Annotated in this window: 18 protein-coding genes; 16 read left to right on the top strand and 2 right to left on the bottom strand. The window is 44.6% G+C overall.

What is annotated here, in order from left to right; translation table 11 throughout:
* Positions 1–48 precede the first annotated feature (48 nt).
* Positions 49–723, bottom strand: a complete 675-nt coding sequence (locus H509_RS0119515; protein ID WP_028546567.1) for a VOC family protein — start codon at positions 721–723, stop codon at positions 49–51.
* A 556-nt stretch (positions 724–1,279) separates the two neighbouring features.
* On the opposite strand from H509_RS0119515, the gene H509_RS0119510 reads away from it, so the two are divergent.
* The 4 genes from H509_RS0119510 to H509_RS0119495 all read left to right on the top strand — a co-directional run bounded on the left by H509_RS0119510 (position 1,280) and on the right by H509_RS0119495 (position 6,238).
* Positions 1,280–1,840 carry a glycerol-3-phosphate responsive antiterminator gene (locus H509_RS0119510; protein ID WP_028546566.1) on the top strand — a complete coding sequence of 187 codons (561 nt, stop codon included), beginning with the start codon at positions 1,280–1,282 and terminating at the stop codon, positions 1,838–1,840.
* Between the two features lie 186 nt (positions 1,841–2,026).
* Positions 2,027–2,839 (top strand): MIP/aquaporin family protein, encoded by an 813-nt coding sequence (locus H509_RS0119505; protein WP_028546565.1) that lies wholly within the window; start codon positions 2,027–2,029, stop codon positions 2,837–2,839.
* Positions 2,840–2,924: 85 nt separating this feature from the next.
* The gene (gene glpK / locus H509_RS0119500) at positions 2,925–4,415 is read left to right on the top strand and encodes a glycerol kinase GlpK (RefSeq protein WP_028546564.1); all 1,491 of its coding nucleotides are present in this window, start codon (positions 2,925–2,927) and stop codon (positions 4,413–4,415) included.
* Between the two features lie 149 nt (positions 4,416–4,564).
* Positions 4,565–6,238 (top strand): glycerol-3-phosphate dehydrogenase/oxidase, encoded by a 1,674-nt coding sequence (locus H509_RS0119495; RefSeq protein ID WP_028546563.1) that lies wholly within the window; start codon positions 4,565–4,567, stop codon positions 6,236–6,238.
* 121 nt (positions 6,239–6,359) lie between these two features.
* On the opposite strand, the gene H509_RS0119490 is transcribed toward H509_RS0119495, so the two are convergent.
* Complete coding sequence (locus tag H509_RS0119490) at positions 6,360–7,280, bottom strand: DNA-3-methyladenine glycosylase family protein (protein WP_028546562.1); 921 nt, start codon at positions 7,278–7,280, stop codon at positions 6,360–6,362.
* Positions 7,281–7,566: 286 nt separating this feature from the next.
* On the opposite strand from H509_RS0119490, the gene H509_RS0119485 reads away from it, so the two are divergent.
* From H509_RS0119485 to H509_RS0119430, 12 genes are all read left to right on the top strand, one after another.
* The gene (locus H509_RS0119485; protein WP_028546561.1) at positions 7,567–8,409 is read left to right on the top strand and encodes a transporter substrate-binding domain-containing protein; all 843 of its coding nucleotides are present in this window, start codon (positions 7,567–7,569) and stop codon (positions 8,407–8,409) included.
* Between the two features lie 53 nt (positions 8,410–8,462).
* Positions 8,463–9,251 carry an amino acid ABC transporter permease gene (locus H509_RS0119480; protein WP_028546560.1) on the top strand — a complete coding sequence of 263 codons (789 nt, stop codon included), beginning with the start codon at positions 8,463–8,465 and terminating at the stop codon, positions 9,249–9,251.
* Positions 9,248–9,958 carry an amino acid ABC transporter permease gene (locus H509_RS0119475; RefSeq protein ID WP_028546559.1) on the top strand — a complete coding sequence of 237 codons (711 nt, stop codon included), beginning with the start codon at positions 9,248–9,250 and terminating at the stop codon, positions 9,956–9,958. The genes H509_RS0119480 and H509_RS0119475 overlap by 4 nt, the downstream gene beginning before the upstream one ends.
* A 62-nt stretch (positions 9,959–10,020) precedes the next feature.
* Entirely contained in the window at positions 10,021–11,028 is a 1,008-nt protein-coding gene (locus H509_RS0119470; RefSeq protein ID WP_028546558.1) for an LLM class flavin-dependent oxidoreductase, read from the top strand.
* 24 nt (positions 11,029–11,052) lie between these two features.
* The gene (locus tag H509_RS0119465) at positions 11,053–11,553 is read left to right on the top strand and encodes a DinB family protein (protein WP_028546557.1); all 501 of its coding nucleotides are present in this window, start codon (positions 11,053–11,055) and stop codon (positions 11,551–11,553) included.
* A gap of 33 nt (positions 11,554–11,586) precedes the next feature.
* Positions 11,587–12,156, top strand: coding sequence for a GNAT family N-acetyltransferase (locus tag H509_RS26010; RefSeq protein ID WP_051287422.1), 570 nt, complete (start codon positions 11,587–11,589; stop codon positions 12,154–12,156).
* Positions 12,157–12,292: 136 nt separating this feature from the next.
* Complete coding sequence (locus H509_RS0119455) at positions 12,293–13,318, top strand: ABC transporter ATP-binding protein (RefSeq protein ID WP_028546556.1); 1,026 nt, start codon at positions 12,293–12,295, stop codon at positions 13,316–13,318.
* Positions 13,315–14,316 (top strand): ABC transporter ATP-binding protein, encoded by a 1,002-nt coding sequence (locus tag H509_RS0119450; RefSeq protein ID WP_028546555.1) that lies wholly within the window; start codon positions 13,315–13,317, stop codon positions 14,314–14,316. The genes H509_RS0119455 and H509_RS0119450 overlap by 4 nt, the downstream gene beginning before the upstream one ends.
* A gap of 26 nt (positions 14,317–14,342) precedes the next feature.
* Positions 14,343–15,293 (top strand): ABC transporter permease, encoded by a 951-nt coding sequence (locus tag H509_RS0119445; RefSeq protein ID WP_028546554.1) that lies wholly within the window; start codon positions 14,343–14,345, stop codon positions 15,291–15,293.
* A gap of 14 nt (positions 15,294–15,307) precedes the next feature.
* Positions 15,308–16,237, top strand: a complete 930-nt coding sequence (locus H509_RS26005) for an ABC transporter permease (RefSeq protein WP_036698186.1) — start codon at positions 15,308–15,310, stop codon at positions 16,235–16,237.
* An 83-nt stretch (positions 16,238–16,320) separates the two neighbouring features.
* Positions 16,321–17,967, top strand: a complete 1,647-nt coding sequence (locus H509_RS0119435) for an ABC transporter substrate-binding protein (RefSeq protein ID WP_028546553.1) — start codon at positions 16,321–16,323, stop codon at positions 17,965–17,967.
* Between the two features lie 61 nt (positions 17,968–18,028).
* Positions 18,029–18,202, top strand: coding sequence for a lysine biosynthesis protein LysW (locus H509_RS0119430; RefSeq protein ID WP_028546552.1), 174 nt, complete (start codon positions 18,029–18,031; stop codon positions 18,200–18,202).
* The last annotated feature ends 17 nt before the right edge of the window (positions 18,203–18,219 follow it).

The following is an 18,219-nucleotide window of genomic DNA, read 5'->3' as shown; positions in this document are numbered from 1 at the left end:
ATGCGAACGACCTCAGCACTTATTAAAGCCTTGTGTATACATGAAATCTCATAATTTTGATGAAAGCAGATAAGGCAGGCCTCGTAGGTTTAGGTGCTGTTCCGATTCGCCTTCTAATACGACCTTAGTAGGACATATACGAGGCATTCTGCCATCTGGGAACCACGGCCGATTGATATCGATAACAATCAACAATCCTTCAGCGTCGCCAACACCTGCAAATTGTTTTCCATCTCCACGCCACATGTTTTGAGACAACATATCACATATGTACGGCAATTCCTGTTCTACTGAAAGTAATGGCAGACCGATCTCACTTATACGGATAATGCTGTCGTGTTCAAAAATAGTTTCTGCGAAATGGTTCAGAGAATGGTGGGCAATAAATTCAACTAAATTACCTTGCGGATCGTAAAAATAAGATGCTGTTGCATGCCAGTCCTCAAAGAAGAATTGACTTTGATTGTCCTTGGTGAACAATATGACTCCTCTTTCTTGCAGCCAATGTCCTGCTTCATCCAATTGATTTCCAGGTATCATAAAGGCAAAATGATAGTAATTTTGATTGTCAGTACATTGCTGAAAAGTCAGCTTCGATGCTCCAGCTCGAATAGAGAAGGAATCTGTTGTCTCATTCTCTATTGGAAATTGTAACTGTTCACCATAAAATTGCTTCATTTCGTGCAAAAGATGGGTCTGCAGCAAAATTTCTTTTATACGCATGTCATCGCCCTTCCTCTCTTGTCTCCTATCATTGTTGAATCCATTGGCCGTATGATGTACGGATGGCTTTAGGATATAGCTAAAGTGTAATAAACAAACGGCACTTAATCAACATAAATGTTTATAAAGTGTCGATGCATTCGCAATGAGAAGGAACATACACTCATGGGGTAAGGTTGTATATAAGCTACTAACGAAGTTGTTTTGCTAGTATCATCGTAGTTCTATTCTAATTCGAATTAAGTAACCGCAGTGGGTATTTGCTTGATTTTTACTATTATTTTTTTCTTGTTTAATGCTGTATTCATACAACCATAATAAGGATAGCGGTTACCTAAGTGCGTGGATGCTCCTGTCTCTTACTTCATTGCTTCTATTAGCGGGTAAAAGTATTGTTCTTTTCTGGAAATCAAGAAAGATAAAAATAATTCAGAAGTAATTCTTGCATAACGGATAGATCCTCCTTATTATTTAAAAATATGATTAATCCAATTGTAGGATTAAAGTTTTATGCATATACCACACATATAGAGATGTTCAAAAAGGGGTTCAACTTATGGATTTTTACAAGCAACGAATATTACCCGCCTCACGCCAAATGAAAGATCTGGAGAAAGCCGTATCCTCCTCCTTCGAATACTTGGTCTTGCTTGATATGCACGTTGCTCAATTAAAAAATGCATGTCAAATGGTACACCGCGCCAACAAAAAATTGTTTCTGCATATTGATTTGATCCAAGGCCTCCAAAGTGACGCATACGCAACGGAATACCTCTGTCAGGAATATCGCCCGTACGGAATTCTATCAACGAAAGCAAGCGTGATTCAGAAAGCAAAGCAAAAAGGTGTCGTTGCTGTGCAGCGAATATTTTTGATTGACAACAGCGCGTTAGAAAAAAGCTTCAAGCTGCTCCAGAATACACAGCCCGATGTCATTGAAGTGCTGCCAGGCGGCATGCCAAACGTCATTCGGAAGGTAAAGCAAAGCACAAATTTGCCGATTCTTGCGGGAGGTTTTATTTCAACAAATGAAGATGTAGAGCTGGCTTTACAGGCGGGAGCAGAAGCGGTAACCACCTCAAACAAACAATTGTGGACATTGTATGAAAAAAAGTGATTGACAACGCTTTCAATTTAAAATAAAATTTGAACTAAGTTAATAAACGTTACGGAGACTTGGAGATCTACTTTCAAACACGCCTTTAGCTCTATATGTTTAGAGCAGCTGCGTGTAATTGATAGTAGGTCTTTTTGTGTTCTTAACGCCTAACCGCATCTATAATTGACAACAGGAGGGTTTAATATGTCAGCATTTTGGGGCGAAGTGATCGGAACTATGATTCTGATTGCACTCGGTGGCGGCGTATGTGCAGGTGTTTCACTTAAGAAGTCTTATGCAGCTAATTCAGGCTGGATCGTCATCACGATGGGCTGGGGATTGGCAGTTGCCGTTGCCGCTTATGCGGTAGGATCGATCAGCGGGGCGCACTTAAATCCGGCGCTAACGTTGGGACTAGCCTTAATAGGCAGCTTCCCTTGGGCAGACGTACCGTCCTATATGGCCGGACAATTGATTGGTGCGATTGCAGGTGCTGTCATCGTATACTTACATTACTTACCGCACTGGAAACTAACTGAAGACCCTGCAACAAAGTTGGGTGTGTTTGCAACAGGTCCAGCTGTTTATCATCCGTTCTCCAATTTGATCAGTGAGATGATTGGTACATTTATATTGGTGCTTGGCATTTTGGCGATTGGAGCGAATAAATTCACGGACGGCTTAAATCCGCTTATTGTGGGCTTCCTCATTGTCAGCATCGGACTATCGCTTGGTGGTACGACAGGTTATGCGATCAACCCAGCACGTGACTTAGGGCCAAGAATTGCACATATGATTCTCCCAATAGCAGGCAAGGGCAGTTCTAATTGGAAGTATGCCTGGATACCTGTTGTCGGACCATTGCTCGGGGGAGCACTTGGCGGTTTATTTTATAAAAATGTATTTCTAAGCACGTCAGATTATAGGGTATGGGTAGTGTTAGGGGTGGCAGCAGTTATTCTTGTCCTCTCCTTGTTTATTTCCTCAAAAGGGACAAGCCGTCAAGCCTCAATATAGAGGAATAATGGTCAGCGCATGAAAAATAGTGGAACGGCGTAATGATGGTATATATGTTGAAATTAAGATAACGGGGGAATCTCACATGGAAAAATATATTTTATCACTTGATCAGGGCACTACAAGTTCAAGAGCTATTCTTTTTAACAAAGAAGGACATATCGTTCATGTGGCACAGAAGGAATTTACACAAATTTTTCCTGAGCCAGGCTGGGTAGAACATAATGCACAAGAAATATGGGGGACGATCCTCGCGGTTATCGCAACATGTCTGATCGAATCCAGCATCAAGCCAAGTCAAATTGCCAGCATTGGCATTACGAATCAACGGGAGACGACGGTTGTTTGGGATAAGGAGTCAGGACGCCCTGTATACAACGCAATTGTTTGGCAGTCAAGACAAACCAAATCCATCTGTGATGAGCTGCAAGCAGCGGGGCACAGTGAACTGTTCCGCTCGAAGACAGGACTGCTAATCGATTCTTATTTCTCAGGCACAAAAGTAAAATGGATTCTGGACCATGTGCCGGGTGCGAGAGAAAAAGCAGAACGTGGTGATTTGTTATTTGGCACGATTGATACTTGGCTGATTTGGAAGCTAACAGGCGGTCAGGTACACGTTACAGATTATAGTAACGCTTCACGTACTTTAATGTACAATATTCATGAATTAAAATGGGATGACGAGCTGCTGGAACTGTTAACGATTCCAAAACAAATGCTGCCTGAAGTGCGCTCGTCCTCTGAAGTATATGGCAAAACAGCTGATTTCCATTTCTTCGGTGAAGAAATTCCGATTGCAGGCGCGGCAGGTGATCAGCAAGCCGCTTTATTCGGTCAAGCTTGCTTTAAACAAGGTATGGCGAAAAACACTTACGGCACAGGCTGCTTTATGCTAATGAATACTGGCGAAACAGCCGTACAATCTTCACACGGCTTGTTAACGACAATAGCCTGGGGAATTGATGGCAAAGTAGAATATGCCCTGGAGGGCAGCGTATTTGTGGCCGGTTCCGCCGTCCAATGGTTGCGTGATGGACTGCGTATGATTAAAGAATCCAAAGACAGTGAGTTGTACGCAAGCAAGGTGGATTCGACGGACGGTGTGTACGTTGTGCCTGCTTTTGTTGGTCTGGGTACACCATATTGGGATAGCGAAGTTAAGGGCGCAATATTTGGCTTGACACGGGGAACATCAAAAGAGCATTTTATTCGCGCTACATTGGAATCCCTTGCTTATCAGACGAAAGATGTACTTACAGCGATGGAGGCTGACTCTTCCATACAATTAACGAAGCTGCGTGTGGATGGTGGTGCGGTACAGAACAATTTCCTGATGCAATTCCAGAGTGATATGCTTGGCGTACCAGTGGAATGTCCGCAAGTATACGAGACGACAGCGCTTGGCGCGGCTTATCTTGCCGGTCTGGCAGTCGGCTTCTGGAGCAGTCGGGACGAGATCGCCGCGCAGTGGAGCATTGACCGTACGTTCACTCCTGCTATGCCAGACGAGAAACAAGCCGAACTTTATGCCGGCTGGAACAAAGCAATAGAGGCAACAAAAGTATTTAAATAACGACTCAACTATGTTACAATTTTAAATAAGTTAATATTTAGATTCGGTTGGAGAGCAGAGAAACCGCAATTGCACTATAGTCTAGAACTGTAGTGTTATTGCGGTTTTTCTTATTATATACCGTTTCCATGACCAGGAGGGTCCATCAGATGTTAAATACATTTTCCGCAACAGCGCGTAAATCGATTATAGAAGGAATGGGGCAGCAGCCACTTGACGTTATCGTCATTGGGGGTGGAATTACAGGTGCAGGAATTGCTTTGGACGCTACAACAAGAGGGTTACGTACAGCATTGTTCGAAATGCAGGACTTTGCCGCCGGAACTTCAAGTCGGTCAACGAAGCTGGTGCATGGTGGGCTTCGATATTTAAAGCAATTTGATGTGAAAACGGTAGCAGAGGTAGGGAAAGAACGTGCGATTGTGTACGAGAACGGACCACATGTAACGACTCCGGAATGGATGCTGCTGCCGCTTCATCGCGGGGGAACATTTGGCAAGTTCAGCACAGGCATCGGGCTGCGTGTCTATGATTTTCTAGCTGGCGTAAAGCGTAGTGAACGGAGACGAATGCTGGCAGAGCAAGAGACGCTAAAACGTGAGCCGCTCTTAAAACGAGATGGGCTGCTAGGTGGCGGTTATTATGTAGAATATCGCACAGATGATGCCCGCTTGACGATTGAAGTGATGAAGGAAGCTGTGCATCACGGTGCGCTGGCCTTAAACTATATGAAGGTAGATTCATTTGTATACGAAGATGGCAAAATGGTTGGTGTGCGAGTCGTTGATCAATTAAATGGACATGCACACGAGTTTCGTGCCAAAAAAATAATTAATGCAGCAGGACCTTGGGTTGATGAGCTGCGGAACAAAGATCACTCCAAGACAGGTAAACATCTGCAATTGTCAAAAGGTGTACATCTTGTGATCGATCAAGCGAAGTTCCCGCTTAAGCAAGCGGTATACTTTGATACACCAGACGGGCGGATGGTGTTTGCCATTCCGCGAGATGGCAAGGCTTACGTAGGGACAACAGACACGTTCTATAAAGCGGACCCGGTTCAGCCAGTTATGACAAAGGAAGATCGCGATTACATTATGGATGCAATTGCTTACATGTTCCCAACCGTGAAGCTTACAGTTGATGATATTGAATCGAGTTGGGCAGGGGTAAGGCCGCTCATTTATGAAGAAGGCAAAAATGCATCCGAAATTTCCCGCCGTGACGAGATTTGGCAATCGCCATCTGGCCTGATTACAATTGCAGGCGGCAAGCTGACAGGCTATCGGAAGATGGCAGAAATGATAGTTGATTTGGTCATGCGCCTGCTGGTGCAAGCAGATGGCCGCACTTTTGTTGCAGCCAAGACGAAGCAAATGCCAATCTCTGGTGGGCATGTGGGAGGGTCAAGTGCATTCCCACGTTATATACAGAACAAGGTGGACGAGGGGGTTCGTCGTGGACTCGATCCTGCTTTAGCTAAACGCTGGGTGCAATCTTATGGTTCTAACGTGGATGACCTTTTCGAGTTGGTGGATCGTTATCGTGATCAAACGTCAGCCAGTGGACTACCACTAGAGGTGCTCATACCACTTGTGTACGCCATGCATGAGGAATTAACGATGAAGCCGGTTGATTTCTTCATTCGCCGTACAGGCGCACTGTTCTTTAATATCCAGTGGGTGCACCAATGGAAGCAGCCTGTTATAGCTTTTATGGCTGCTCATCTGGATTGGACGGCTGAGCAGCAAACAAAATACAGGGAAGAACTTGATACGTGTCTACATCAAGCTGTCTTTCCACAGGTAGAAATGGCAAAGTAATGTTACATGCTGCGATATGAACAGAAATGGTCGCTAAAGGAGCAGTTCTTGCAGACGGTTAACGAACCGCTACAGGGACTGCTCTTTGTTTTATGAGCTTTTCAGTTTATTGGCCATTAACTTAATATAGCCATCTCCACAAGTAAAAGGTCGCGTATGCCTCCCAATTTGTCCATGTACGGGACAGATTAATAATTTCATCTTTTGTTGGTTTCCGATCCATAGCAAGCCGAAGCTTAATGGCATTATGAAGTCCGACATCATCAATTGGAAAGGCTGACTGCAGACGCAAGCAGCGCATTATCACGTAATTAGCCGTCCAAGGGCCTATGCCCCGAATTTGAACGAGCATTCGTTCAGCATCTTTACAACTGCCTGTCGCCAACAGACGTTCTTTACTCAGACTGCCATCTGCAATCAGACGCGCCACACCAATAATGTATTCACTTTTGCGGCTAGTAAACTGTAATGCTTCTAATTCCTTAACGGATAAGGAGGCAATAGATTGCGGGGAGGGAAACAGCCAACAATCGTATCCATTATGTGTTATAAGTGTTCCATATTTTTCAACAAATCGTCTCTTTAACGTATAGGCAAATGCAAGATTAATTTGTTGTCCAATAATACCCCAGCAAATCGCTTCAAACAGGTTTGAAATGCCAACGATTCGCAGACCATAAAAGGAATCCACGGTAGGTTGCAGCAAAGTGTCCCCCTCTGCCATAAGATAGAATGGCTCTAAATCAGTATCAAGGTCGAACCAATTCCGAATGTATTGAACGACCTCCTCCTTCGCCTCTATCCTTTCAGCAGATTTAAGACCCCATATACGAGCAGCTAGCGTTTGATGATCCCCCTCGCGAATGGCTACGATTACGTTCTCTTGCTTCAACGGGATCGCTTTAATAATCTGTTTATCCTCAACGTGCAGCATACATTCATTGGCAGAGCGGGATAAGTAGTTAACATTTTGATCGAATCTAAAAAGCGCAGGCACGTCTATTATTATTTCCTCAGCTTGTAACTCCTGACGTTCAGTCATCAACGGAGTACCTCCAATCATACGATCTTCATTCTTTTTTAGTTGTATCACATTTGGAAGTAAAATTGGTTTTAATATGTTGCGCTTTTATTTGTGCAATACTTTCATCGCCCTGTACGCGGAAATAGATTAACTATTGAACAATTGAATTTACATATAGAATTTATCTATTATCGAATGCATTGACCGCGCGTATTGTCAGGTGCTAAAGTAATTTCAATCTTAATCTTAGTTATCCACTAGGAATAATAAGTTTATGAAATGAAATCATGGGAGGCATACGTTTATGCGAAAATTATCCGTGTTTGCAATTGTACTTGGTTTTGTCTTTATTGTATCCGGCTGCGGGAGTGATTTGCAGGACACAAACGGCAAAACTAGCGGCACTGCATCCTCAACTGCAACGAATTCGGCCACGGAAATTAAAAAGGTAATAGTTGGTACAGGGAGTGATTTTGAGCAAGTTGCTTTTATCAATGAAAAAGGTGAGCTTACAGGTTATGACGTAGAGGTAATCCGAGAGATCGATAAACGTCTTCCCCAATATGAATTCGAGTTTCAAACGATGGATTTCGCAAACATATTGCTTAGTCTGGAAACTAAAAAAATTGATCTAGCAGCACATTTATTTGAGAAAAATCCAGAGCGTGAACAAAAGTTTCTATTTAACCAAGAGCCTTACGCCTACTGGCGAAACAAAATCATCATTGCATCCGATAACAAGGAATCTATACAGTCGCTTGATGATCTGAAAGGCAAAAAAGTGCTCATCGGTCCAACTAGTGCCCAAGCTCAAATTCTTGAAAATTATAACAAGGAGCACAACAATGCGATTAATATCGTGTACCAGCAAAACGATGCCAATGACGAAGTGCTGCAAGTATCTTCAGGACGTGTAGATGCAACGATCGGGGCGGACTTCCTTCTTCCGCTTAAAGATCCGCAGGGGAAACTGAAAACAGTAGGAAATGCTTTAAATGAAGGCAACATTTTATACGTATTCCGTAAAAGTGATGCTGCATCACAGGAGCTTGCCAATACTGTTGACGCCACGATTAAAGAACTTAAAGCGGATGGCACACTTAGTAAATTAAGCACGCAATGGCTTGGCCAAGACTTTTCTAAGTAAGGAGTCAGCTATGTGCGAACGAGATGTCCCTGCCAGGAAGGTGAGAACGAGAGATGGGCCAACATCCATTTGAAATTGCCTATGTATTGGAATACGTTGTAAAGCTGCTTCCGTCTTTAAAAGTTACGTTGGTTATTGTGTCCAGCTCGATCCTGCTCGGTCTGCTGTTGGGACTGCTTGTTGCGCTACCTCGACTTTATCGTATCCCAATTCTTCAGCAGCTGTCGCAAATATATGTTTCGTTTTTTAGAGGTACACCGATTCTTATTCAGCTCTTCCTGTTCTACTACGGTGTGCCAGAATTTCTAAAGCTTTTTCAACTTGACGTGTCCAGAATATCTGCGCTTTACTTCGTTATTTTAACTTACTCCTTGCACAGCGGCGCTTTTATTTCTGAAGTGATTCGTGGAGCTGTTGCGGCAGTGGATCGGGGACAGATTGAAGCTGCTTACGCCGTAGGCATGAATGGCTTTCAAGCTTTCAGTCGTATTGTGCAGCCACAGGCACTGGCCATTTCGGTACCAGTCTTCGCAAACGTAGTTATCGGTAATTTAAAAGACACTTCACTTGCGTTTACATTAGGCATTATGGAAATAACGGGAAAGGCCCAAACACTCGGAACGATATCACACCGCTTTGCTGAAATATACATTTCGCTTGCGGTAGTTTACTTCATGATCAGCTTGGCGCTTGAGAAAGGGTTTAAGCACATCGAAAAACGGCTTCTGCGTCATGAAGCCATAACGGACTCTAGTAACCCAACGAAACGCAGCAGCAACGTGTTCGTCCGTCTCTTTATGGCCGTTACCGTTAAAATTCGCAAAGAGGAGGCGGGTTTATGAAGCTTGATCTCTCCTTTATTGGAACAGCGCTGCTGCAATTAATAGCTGCCATTCCAACGACGTTGTCCATTACAGCAGTATCGATTTTGTGCGGACTGTTCATAGGCACGATAGTAGCCTTGATCAGATTGTACAAAGTTCCTGTATTACATTATGTGGCTGCATCGTATGTCACTTTTGTTCGTGGAACGCCTATGCTGATTCATCTTCTGCTTATCTACTTCGGGCTTCCCATTCTTGTAGACTCCCTTTCAGCCCAGTTCGGTTGGTCTTTCCGATCCATCTCGATCCCGATGATTGCATTTGCTTATATTTCGTTTTCCATAACAGCAGGGGCGTACTTGTCAGAAGTGGTCCGTTCAGGTTTGCTCGCCGTCAATAAGGGACAGATTGAAGCCGCTTATGCTATCGGCATGACAACACCGCAAGCGCTAAGTCGAATTGTATTCCCACAAGCCTTTGCAATTGTGCTGCCAAATTTGTCGAACAGCACCATTAGCATGCTGCATGGATCAACGCTTGTTTTTACCGTTTCTGTAGTTGATATTAACGCCAAATCTCAAATTATAGCTTCTTCCAACTGGAAGTTTCTTGAGTCTTACATTGCAGCAGCGATCATTTATTGGTCATTAACGATTTTGATTGAAAGGCTGACCACAATGGTGGAGAAGCGGCTTCAATTACATAAAGAAGGTGGTGTGACGTAGCGCAATGCTACCACAATCATTAAATATATGACTAATCGACTAATCGTTAGGAGTAACGAACTATGACATTAAAGATCGGGATATTAGATCAAAGTATTGTGTTCCCTGGACAAACACCTAGTGAGGCACTTGCCAATACCGTCAAGCTTGCACGTTTAGCTGAGTTACTTGGTTATGAACGTTTCTGGGTGTCTGAGCATCATGATTCGAGCCAGTATGCAGGATCGTCGCCTGAAGTTCTGATCGCGCATCTGCTTGCACATACGAACAGTATTAAAATTGGATCAGGTGGGGTTATGTTGCAGCATTATAGCCCTTATAAAGTGGCTGAGAACTTTAACTTGTTGGCATCATTGGCACCAGGGCGGATCGATTTAGGTATCGGCCGTGCGCCAGGTGGTCTACCGCGATCTACGAAAGCTCTACAGTATACAGAAGATCCACGTAAACTCGAAGAAAAACTGACTGAACTCGAGGATCTGCTGCTTGGACCGGCGAAGGATACACATTCGCTCGCTGGCTTGAGAGCCAGTCCGCTGCCAGAACGGCCGGCTGATTTGTATATTCTGGGTACAAGTGTATCCAGCGCAGAACTAGCTGCTGAACGCGGCCTGCCTTATGTATTTGCGTTATTTATTAATAACGATCCGGAGGCGGCGCTTGAAGCTTTTCATACGTATCGGACGAAATATAATTCGGCGGGTCAATCCGAGCCAAGGACTATTCTTGCCATATCGGTTATTGCTGCGGATACAGAGGAAGAGGCCGCCAGCCTAGCAGGCGATTTGAAAAGTGTCCGTGTCACCTTGGCGAGCGGCAAGACGATTAACGTGAGCTCCTTGGAACAAGCGGAAGAATTTGCACGGCAGGCGGGGGAATCGTACACTGCCGAAGTACGCGATGCTGACATTACGAAGGGCACAAAGGAAACGGTAAAGAAACGTGTATTAGCATTACAGGCGCAGTATGGCGTATCAGAATTTATTTTTACTACGATAGTCAGTAATTATGAAAAGCGGGAACGTTCCTTTACGTTGTTAAAGGAAGTGTTTGAGGAACTAACGGCATAACAAAGAAGGAGCAGGAGGAACAGGATGAGTCAATTACGAGTGAAACCCGAAGCGGAGTCGTATTTAAACACGTATGAGAAGCTAAAAGAAGCGATTGCAGGCTTGACGGATGAAGATTTGACATGGAAGGCCTCCCCGCAGCAGTGGAGTATAACAGAAGTGCTTGCTCACTTAGTGGATCATAGTGTAATCGTGTCGTTTCGGATACGCGAAATATTATCGGGTTCGGACGTTCAATTGCCCATCTTTAGTCAGGATGCTTGGGTGGCAGGGCAAAAGGCAAACGAGGGTACAGCGGCAGACGCGATGCAGCTATTTAAGGCGCTGCTTGATTATCACAGTGCACTGTTTCAACGATTGTCAGCAGATGACTGGTCAAAATCAGGTGTGAACTGGAAAGGTGAGGTGATTAGTTTGGCAGCCGTCATACATGCCTTTATTTCACATGTTGAGACTCATCTCGCTCAAATTGACCGGATTAAGCTCAAAAATAATGAAGTACGCAATTCAAGCTGCCCGATTTGATTTGTTCACTAAGAAAGAAAGCAGGTGCACACCATGCCAGATGGAGCCATTACGATTCGTGATGCGAAGGTAGCGGATTTGGAAGCTGTTAAGGCTGTTCTGCTCGATGCCTACGCGCAATACGAAAAGCTGCTTCCAAAAGAGAGATGGGAGAAGTACCGAGAGGAAATTATGGACTCCGTGAGCAATAGCCGAGTAAAGGCTCGTATTATTGCCGAATTGGACGGCAAAGTTGTCGGCAGTGTATTTCTGTATGAATCTTCAGAGGCGGCTTATGGGTTGCCGCAATTAAACATTACGACGCCAGTTATGCGCTTATTGGCAGTAGCAAACACCGTCAGAAGGCACGGAGTCGCAACACAATTAGTATGGGCAGGGATTAGGCGAACGCACCAATGGGGCGCTGACGTGCTGCATCTTCATACATCCGAAGTGATGAGCGCAGCTGCACTGCTTTATGAGCGCTTGGGTTTCGAGCGTGCGTATGACAAAGATATCATTAAGGGAGATGCTGTAGTTAAAAGCTACCGTTTTCAGGTGAAAGATGCAACATGGCTGTGGAATGGAGCGGTGAATAGCGAGAATTTTTCGATTCCTAAATAGATTTATTCTATTATACAAGCTTCATATATTCAGTTATGCTGAATGAAATTAAATTAAATACGACTATTCACATGTGAAATATATGGTATGGATGGACTGATAGCAAAAATGTTTCTATACAAGTGAGGTGATGCGAATGGGCAAGTTATTGGAGGTCGAACGATTACAGATCGCCTTTCGAACCGATCAAGGGGATGTTATTTCGGTTGATGAAGTCAGCTTTGACATTAAAGCAGGGGAAACTGTAGCCATCGTAGGCGAGTCAGGCTGCGGAAAGAGTGTAACTTCTTTATCTCTTATCGGGCTGCTTGGCAAGCGCGGTTACGTTCGTCAAGGCGAGTCACGATTTAATGGTTTCTCGCTTACGAAAGCCTCCTCCGCGGAATTGCGCAAACTACGAGGTAATGAAATTTCAATGATTTTTCAAGACTCGATGACTTCGTTAAATCCAGTCATCCCGATTGGGGAGCAACTGGAAGAGCCCATTCGCTTACATCTGCACCTGTCACGTCAGCAAGCAAAAGCAGTTGCGTTAGATATGTTAAGAAAGGTAGGCATTCCAAGGCCAGAGGTAATTAGTAAGGAATACCCCCAAACGTTGTCCGGCGGAATGCGGCAGCGAGTCATGATTGCGATAGCTCTTGTATGCAAGCCGAAGCTGCTTATTGCAGATGAGCCGACTACCGCACTGGATGTGACGATTCAAGCGCAAATTGTTCAGCTAATGAAGCAGCTGCAAGCAAGTGATGGCACGTCAATCCTGCTAGTGACACACGATTTAGGTGTTGTGGCAGAGATGGCTGACAAAGTAGTTGTCATGTATGCAGGGCAAGTGGTGGAAACAGCGGATGTATTTACGTTGTTTCGAGCACCACAGCATCCTTACACGCAAGGATTGATGCGATCCATCCCACATCTGAATCGCGACAGCAGCAAGCGAATGGATGCAATTGCGGGAACCGTCCCTTCGCTACAGCATATGCCGACAGGTTGTCGCTATCATCCTCGCTGTCCTCATGCAGTTGGTCGATGTCGTGAACAACGACCGGCCTTGCAAAATGTCGGCAATGAGCATCTGGTGAGATGCTGGTTGCCAAGCGAAAGTGTGCCGCCAACCGTAAAGGATTCATTGGCGGGCCACATAAGCGGGGGAGCCGTATGACGTTGCAAGCGGAAATAATTAGCCGACAAACCAAAAACGAACTGCTGCGTGTGGAGCATTTAAAAACATACTATCCATTACAAAAGGGACTATTTTCACGTCCCACTGGTCACATCAAAGCTGTAGATGATGTTAGCCTGACGCTATACAAAGGCGAGACCCTTGGATTAGTTGGGGAATCGGGTTGTGGAAAATCAACGATGGGACGATCCATCATACGCTTGGAGCAGCCAAATTCGGGTAGGATTTTGTTTGAGGGCGAAGACATTACGCACATGACTGTGAAAAAGCTGAACGTTGTGCGCACGCAGCTCCAAATGATCTTTCAAGATCCTTTTGCCTCGCTCAATCCACGCATTCGGATTTGTGATGCGCTTGCGGAGCCATTAGTAGTACATAAGCGGGTCAGACGAAGCGAAGCAGCACGTGAGGTAGAAGCCCTTTTGCAGATGGTTGGCTTGCCACGTTCAACTGGTGAGCGCTATCCGCATGAGTTGTCGGGCGGGCAACGTCAGCGTATCGGAATTGCACGGGCAATTGCGCTGCGACCGAAGCTAATTATTTGCGATGAGCCGCTGTCGGCGCTTGACGTTTCTATCCAGGCGCAAATGATGAACTTGTTGCAGGATTTGCAGGAGGAACTACAGTTCACGTACTTATTTATTACGCATGGTATGGGTGCTGTAAAGCAGATGAGTACGAGAATTGCTGTGATGTACCTAGGCAAAATTGTAGAGTTGGCTCCCACACAGCAGTTGTTTCGTCAGCCGAAGCATCCTTACACACAACTGCTCCTGCGTGCCGTTCCATCCCCAGATCCGACGCTTAGGAGCGCTAACGAATACATTCATGCCGGTGATATGCCCAGTTCAGGTGAGCCGCCCCAAGGCTGCCGTTTTCATACACGCTGTCCATATGCACAAGCAAATTGTGGAGTTGTCGAACCTGCGCTTACTGAGGGGGAGCATGCTGTTTCCTGCCACTATCCATTGGCATAAGGTGAAGCTTGGAGGGAGAAGTGATGATGCGGCGATACATATTCCGCAGACTGTTAATTTCGATACCTGTCTTTTTCGGAATAACTATCTTCAGTTTCTTAATTATGAACATGGCGCCTGGAAACCCTGTTGACATGTTAATTAATCCTAATATTCCTAAAGAAATGCTGGAAATCAGAAAGGAAATGCTTGGATTAAATGATCCCTTATATGTGCAATATGTCAAATGGCTAAGTGGGTTGTTAAAGGGAGAGCTTGGTTATTCCTATAGCAGCTTTGCCTCGGTCTCGCAAATGATCGGTGAACGAATCGGGCCTACCTTGCTGCTTGCTTCGACCTCCTTAGTGCTAGGTGTGCTCTTGGCTATCCCTATCGGTGTAATTAGTGCCATTAAACAAAATGCAACACTTGATTATGTATTGACCGGTTTAGCCTTTCTTGGCACGTCAATTCCGCCCTTTTTTCTAGGACTAGGCTTCATTTATATTGTAGGCATTCAATTAGGATGGCTGCCAACCGGAGGGATGACAACGCTTGGAGGAACAGGAGGTATCGGTGACATCCTCGTCCATTTGATCCTTCCTGCTCTCGTATTGGGGATTGCCATCGCAGGGAAAAAGGTACGTTACGTTCGCGCGAGCATGCTGGAGGTACTGCAACAAGACTATTTACGTACTGCTCGTGCAAAGGGAATAAGCGAGCTGGTCGTTCTGCATAAGCATGCGCTTCGTAATGCGCTAATTCCGATTATTACAATAGTAGGCACTGAAATCCCCCTCCTGCTTGGTGGAAGTATTATCATTGAACAAATTTTTCAATGGCCAGGTATTGGACAGTTGACGATGGAAGCTCTATTATCGCGGGATTATCCAACATTAATGGGGTTAAATATTGTCGCAGCCTGTATCGTGCTTTCCACCAATTTAGTTATGGATATTCTGTATGCAATAGTTGATCCGCGTATGAAGTACAGTTGAGAGGGGGAGTGAGCATGTCCGTAACCAAGTTGTCGGAGCTATCATGGCGCAAAGAGGCACCTGCCTCGGAAAAGAAGGAGTCAAGTGAACAAGCCGACTATATGATTGAGACATATGCGGGACAACTGAAACGTAAATTTTTCAAGCACAAAATGGCTGTATGGGGCTGCACCACGACTTTGCTGCTACTCATCGTCGGGCTGCTTGCACCTTGGCTCGCCCCCTATCAGCCGAATGAAGTTACGGCAGCCTTCTCTGCACCCCCATCACTCACGAACTGGCTCGGTACCGATCAAGTGGGGCGCGACGTGTTAAGTCGACTCCTTTACGGCATGAGGATATCACTGCTCATTGGCATTTTAACGGTAGTGATGTATGTCCTATTTGGTTCCTTTATCGGCATGCTTGCTGGATACTTTGGCGGCTGGCTTGATATGCTGCTTATGCGAATGACGGATATTTTTTTAAGCTTTCCCTATATGCTGGTCGTCTTGGTTATTGTGAGTGTACTAGGGGCTGATATATTTACGATTATGTTCGTACTTGCTCTTTTCAAGTGGCCAACTATCGCTCTGCTCGTCCGCAGCAGTGTGATGTCCATCAAACAGACGGATTATGTCCGAGCTAGTATTACGCTAGGTTACAGCACGTCGCGTATCTTATGCATACATATTTTGCCGAATGCAGCAGCGCCTATTATCGTAAATGCAACTTTTGGAATTGCTGGTACCATTCTTAGCGAGGCCGGTCTTAGCTTTCTTGGTATGGGGATCAAGTCGCCACAGGCAAGTTTGGGAAACATGCTGCATGATGCACAATCTTTGACCGTATTGACGGAACAACCTTGGTTGTGGGTGCCCGCTGGCTTCGTTATTTTGTTGATCGTGCTTTCTTTTAATTTTGTAGGCGATGGCCTTCGTGATGCGCTCGACGCAAATGCTTGACTCAAATGCTTAAGACAATTGTTTAACACAATCCAAAGTGAACCTGTTGAAACATAACGTAATATCGAACTGGGGGCGAAACGATGAGAAAACTTGTTAGGCTACAGCAAATTATTTTATTCATAATTCTACTACTAGTCTTATCTGCATGCAGTAAAACAGAGCCAACAAATGTTGCGGCTGTAAATCCAACATCAAATGATATTACGAGTAATACTAGCGCCAAAAAAACAATAACGATCGGCATTGTCAATGCTCCAGTTACGTTAAATCAGATTAATACACAAGACAATTCGGCCTCACTTACTCCGATCAGCTTATTAAACGATTCACTGCTAGACGTCACCGATACCGCACAATTTATACCGAAGCTGGCAGAATCGATAGAGACAAAGGATAAACAAACCTACAAAATTAAGCTCAAACCTAATGCGAAATGGAATGACGGCACTCCATTTACGACTGCTGACGTTGCATTTACCCTCAAGCTTGCGCTTAACCCGAAAGTGGATACCTCATTTAAGCTTGCATTTATAGAAGGACTAAATGAGATTGGTAAATTGGATGAAAAGACAACTGACATTACCGGACTTCACATCATTGATGCCTCAACCTTCGAAATTAGAGCCAAAACCCCGATCGACCCACTTGTCTTTAACGAACGTTTTGGGGTAAAGGTCAACTATTTGCCAGCTCATATTTTAAAAAATGTAAATCCAGAGAAACTGTCCACACATGAATATTTCCAGAAACCGACGGTCACAATTGGCCCTTATCGATTCACCAGTTATCAGAAGGGGCAATATGTGGAGCTTGCTAAAAATGAAAATTACTACCTAGACGTCCCTAAGATTGACCGTATCTTTATTAAAGTGCTTCCGGCAGCAAATCTTGTAGCGCAGCTGCAAACCGGAGAAATTCAGATGAATTCTTTGCCTGTCGGTTTGGTACCAATAACAGAATATGACAAGGTAAAAAGTTTTGACAACGTGCATGTCACTTCAGCGCCGGCTTCTGAACCTGCTGAACTGTTTTTTAATACAGAAAAGCTGCCCGATAAACGGGTGCGTCAAGCCATCGCATACGCATTAAATCGACCGCTTATCGTAAATCAGCTCCTAAAAGGTCAGGCTGAAATTATTGACGGTGGTATTCCGAGCTCCCACCCTTATTTTAACAAGAAGATTAAGCCCTATGATTACAATCCTGAAAAGGCGAAGCAATTGTTGCAGGAGGCGGGATGGGATTACAAGCGCACTCTGACGTTCCTCATTCCTGTAGGGAATAAGGTTCGTGAACAGGCAGCAGACATTGTAGTGCAAAATTTGGAGCAAATAGGGCTGAACATCGACGTACAAAAGTTTGATTTTCCAACGCTAATCGATAAGGTGGAGAAGGGCGAACATGACGTTACGATTTTCACACGAGATTATTATATTGAACCGAGTCTGTATTTTACAACTTACAGAAGTAATGATCCCGACAGTGTGATTCGTTATCATCATCCACTCGTCGATGAGCTGATTCTAAAAGGAGAGCAAGAAATTGACGAACAGAAGCGTCATGTCATTTACGATCAATTACAAGAAGTGCTGCATGATGAAGTCCCAACGTTAGCTGTCTATTCCGAGAAGCGCTTGCAGGTCGTTTCCAAACAGGTGCTTACAGGTAAACCTTTAAACATAGGAACATTTAATCAGGTAAATCAGTGGGATATCGTAACCAAATAGGTTATAAGGGATTAATTCCGTTATAATAAACCGTTTTACAAATCAATGGAGGTGTAGGAAAATGGCAGATTTAAGTTGTCTCGTATGCAAGTCGGAAATTGAAGTAGAGGAACGCGCAACGACAGGTGAGATTGTGGAATGTGTTGCATGCGGTCAAGAGCACGAGGTTCAAGTCGAAGCCAATCTTGTCACGATTGCTCTTGCTCCAGAGATTGAAGAAACTTGGGGAGAGTAGGAAACTAACATGGATCA

Source organism: Paenibacillus taiwanensis DSM 18679 (genome assembly GCF_000425125.1).
GTDB lineage: Bacteria > Bacillota > Bacilli > Paenibacillales > Paenibacillaceae > Paenibacillus_B > Paenibacillus_B taiwanensis.
The sequence above is the reverse complement of the archived record's forward strand: the minus strand, read 5'-3'. Positions and strand labels throughout refer to the sequence as shown.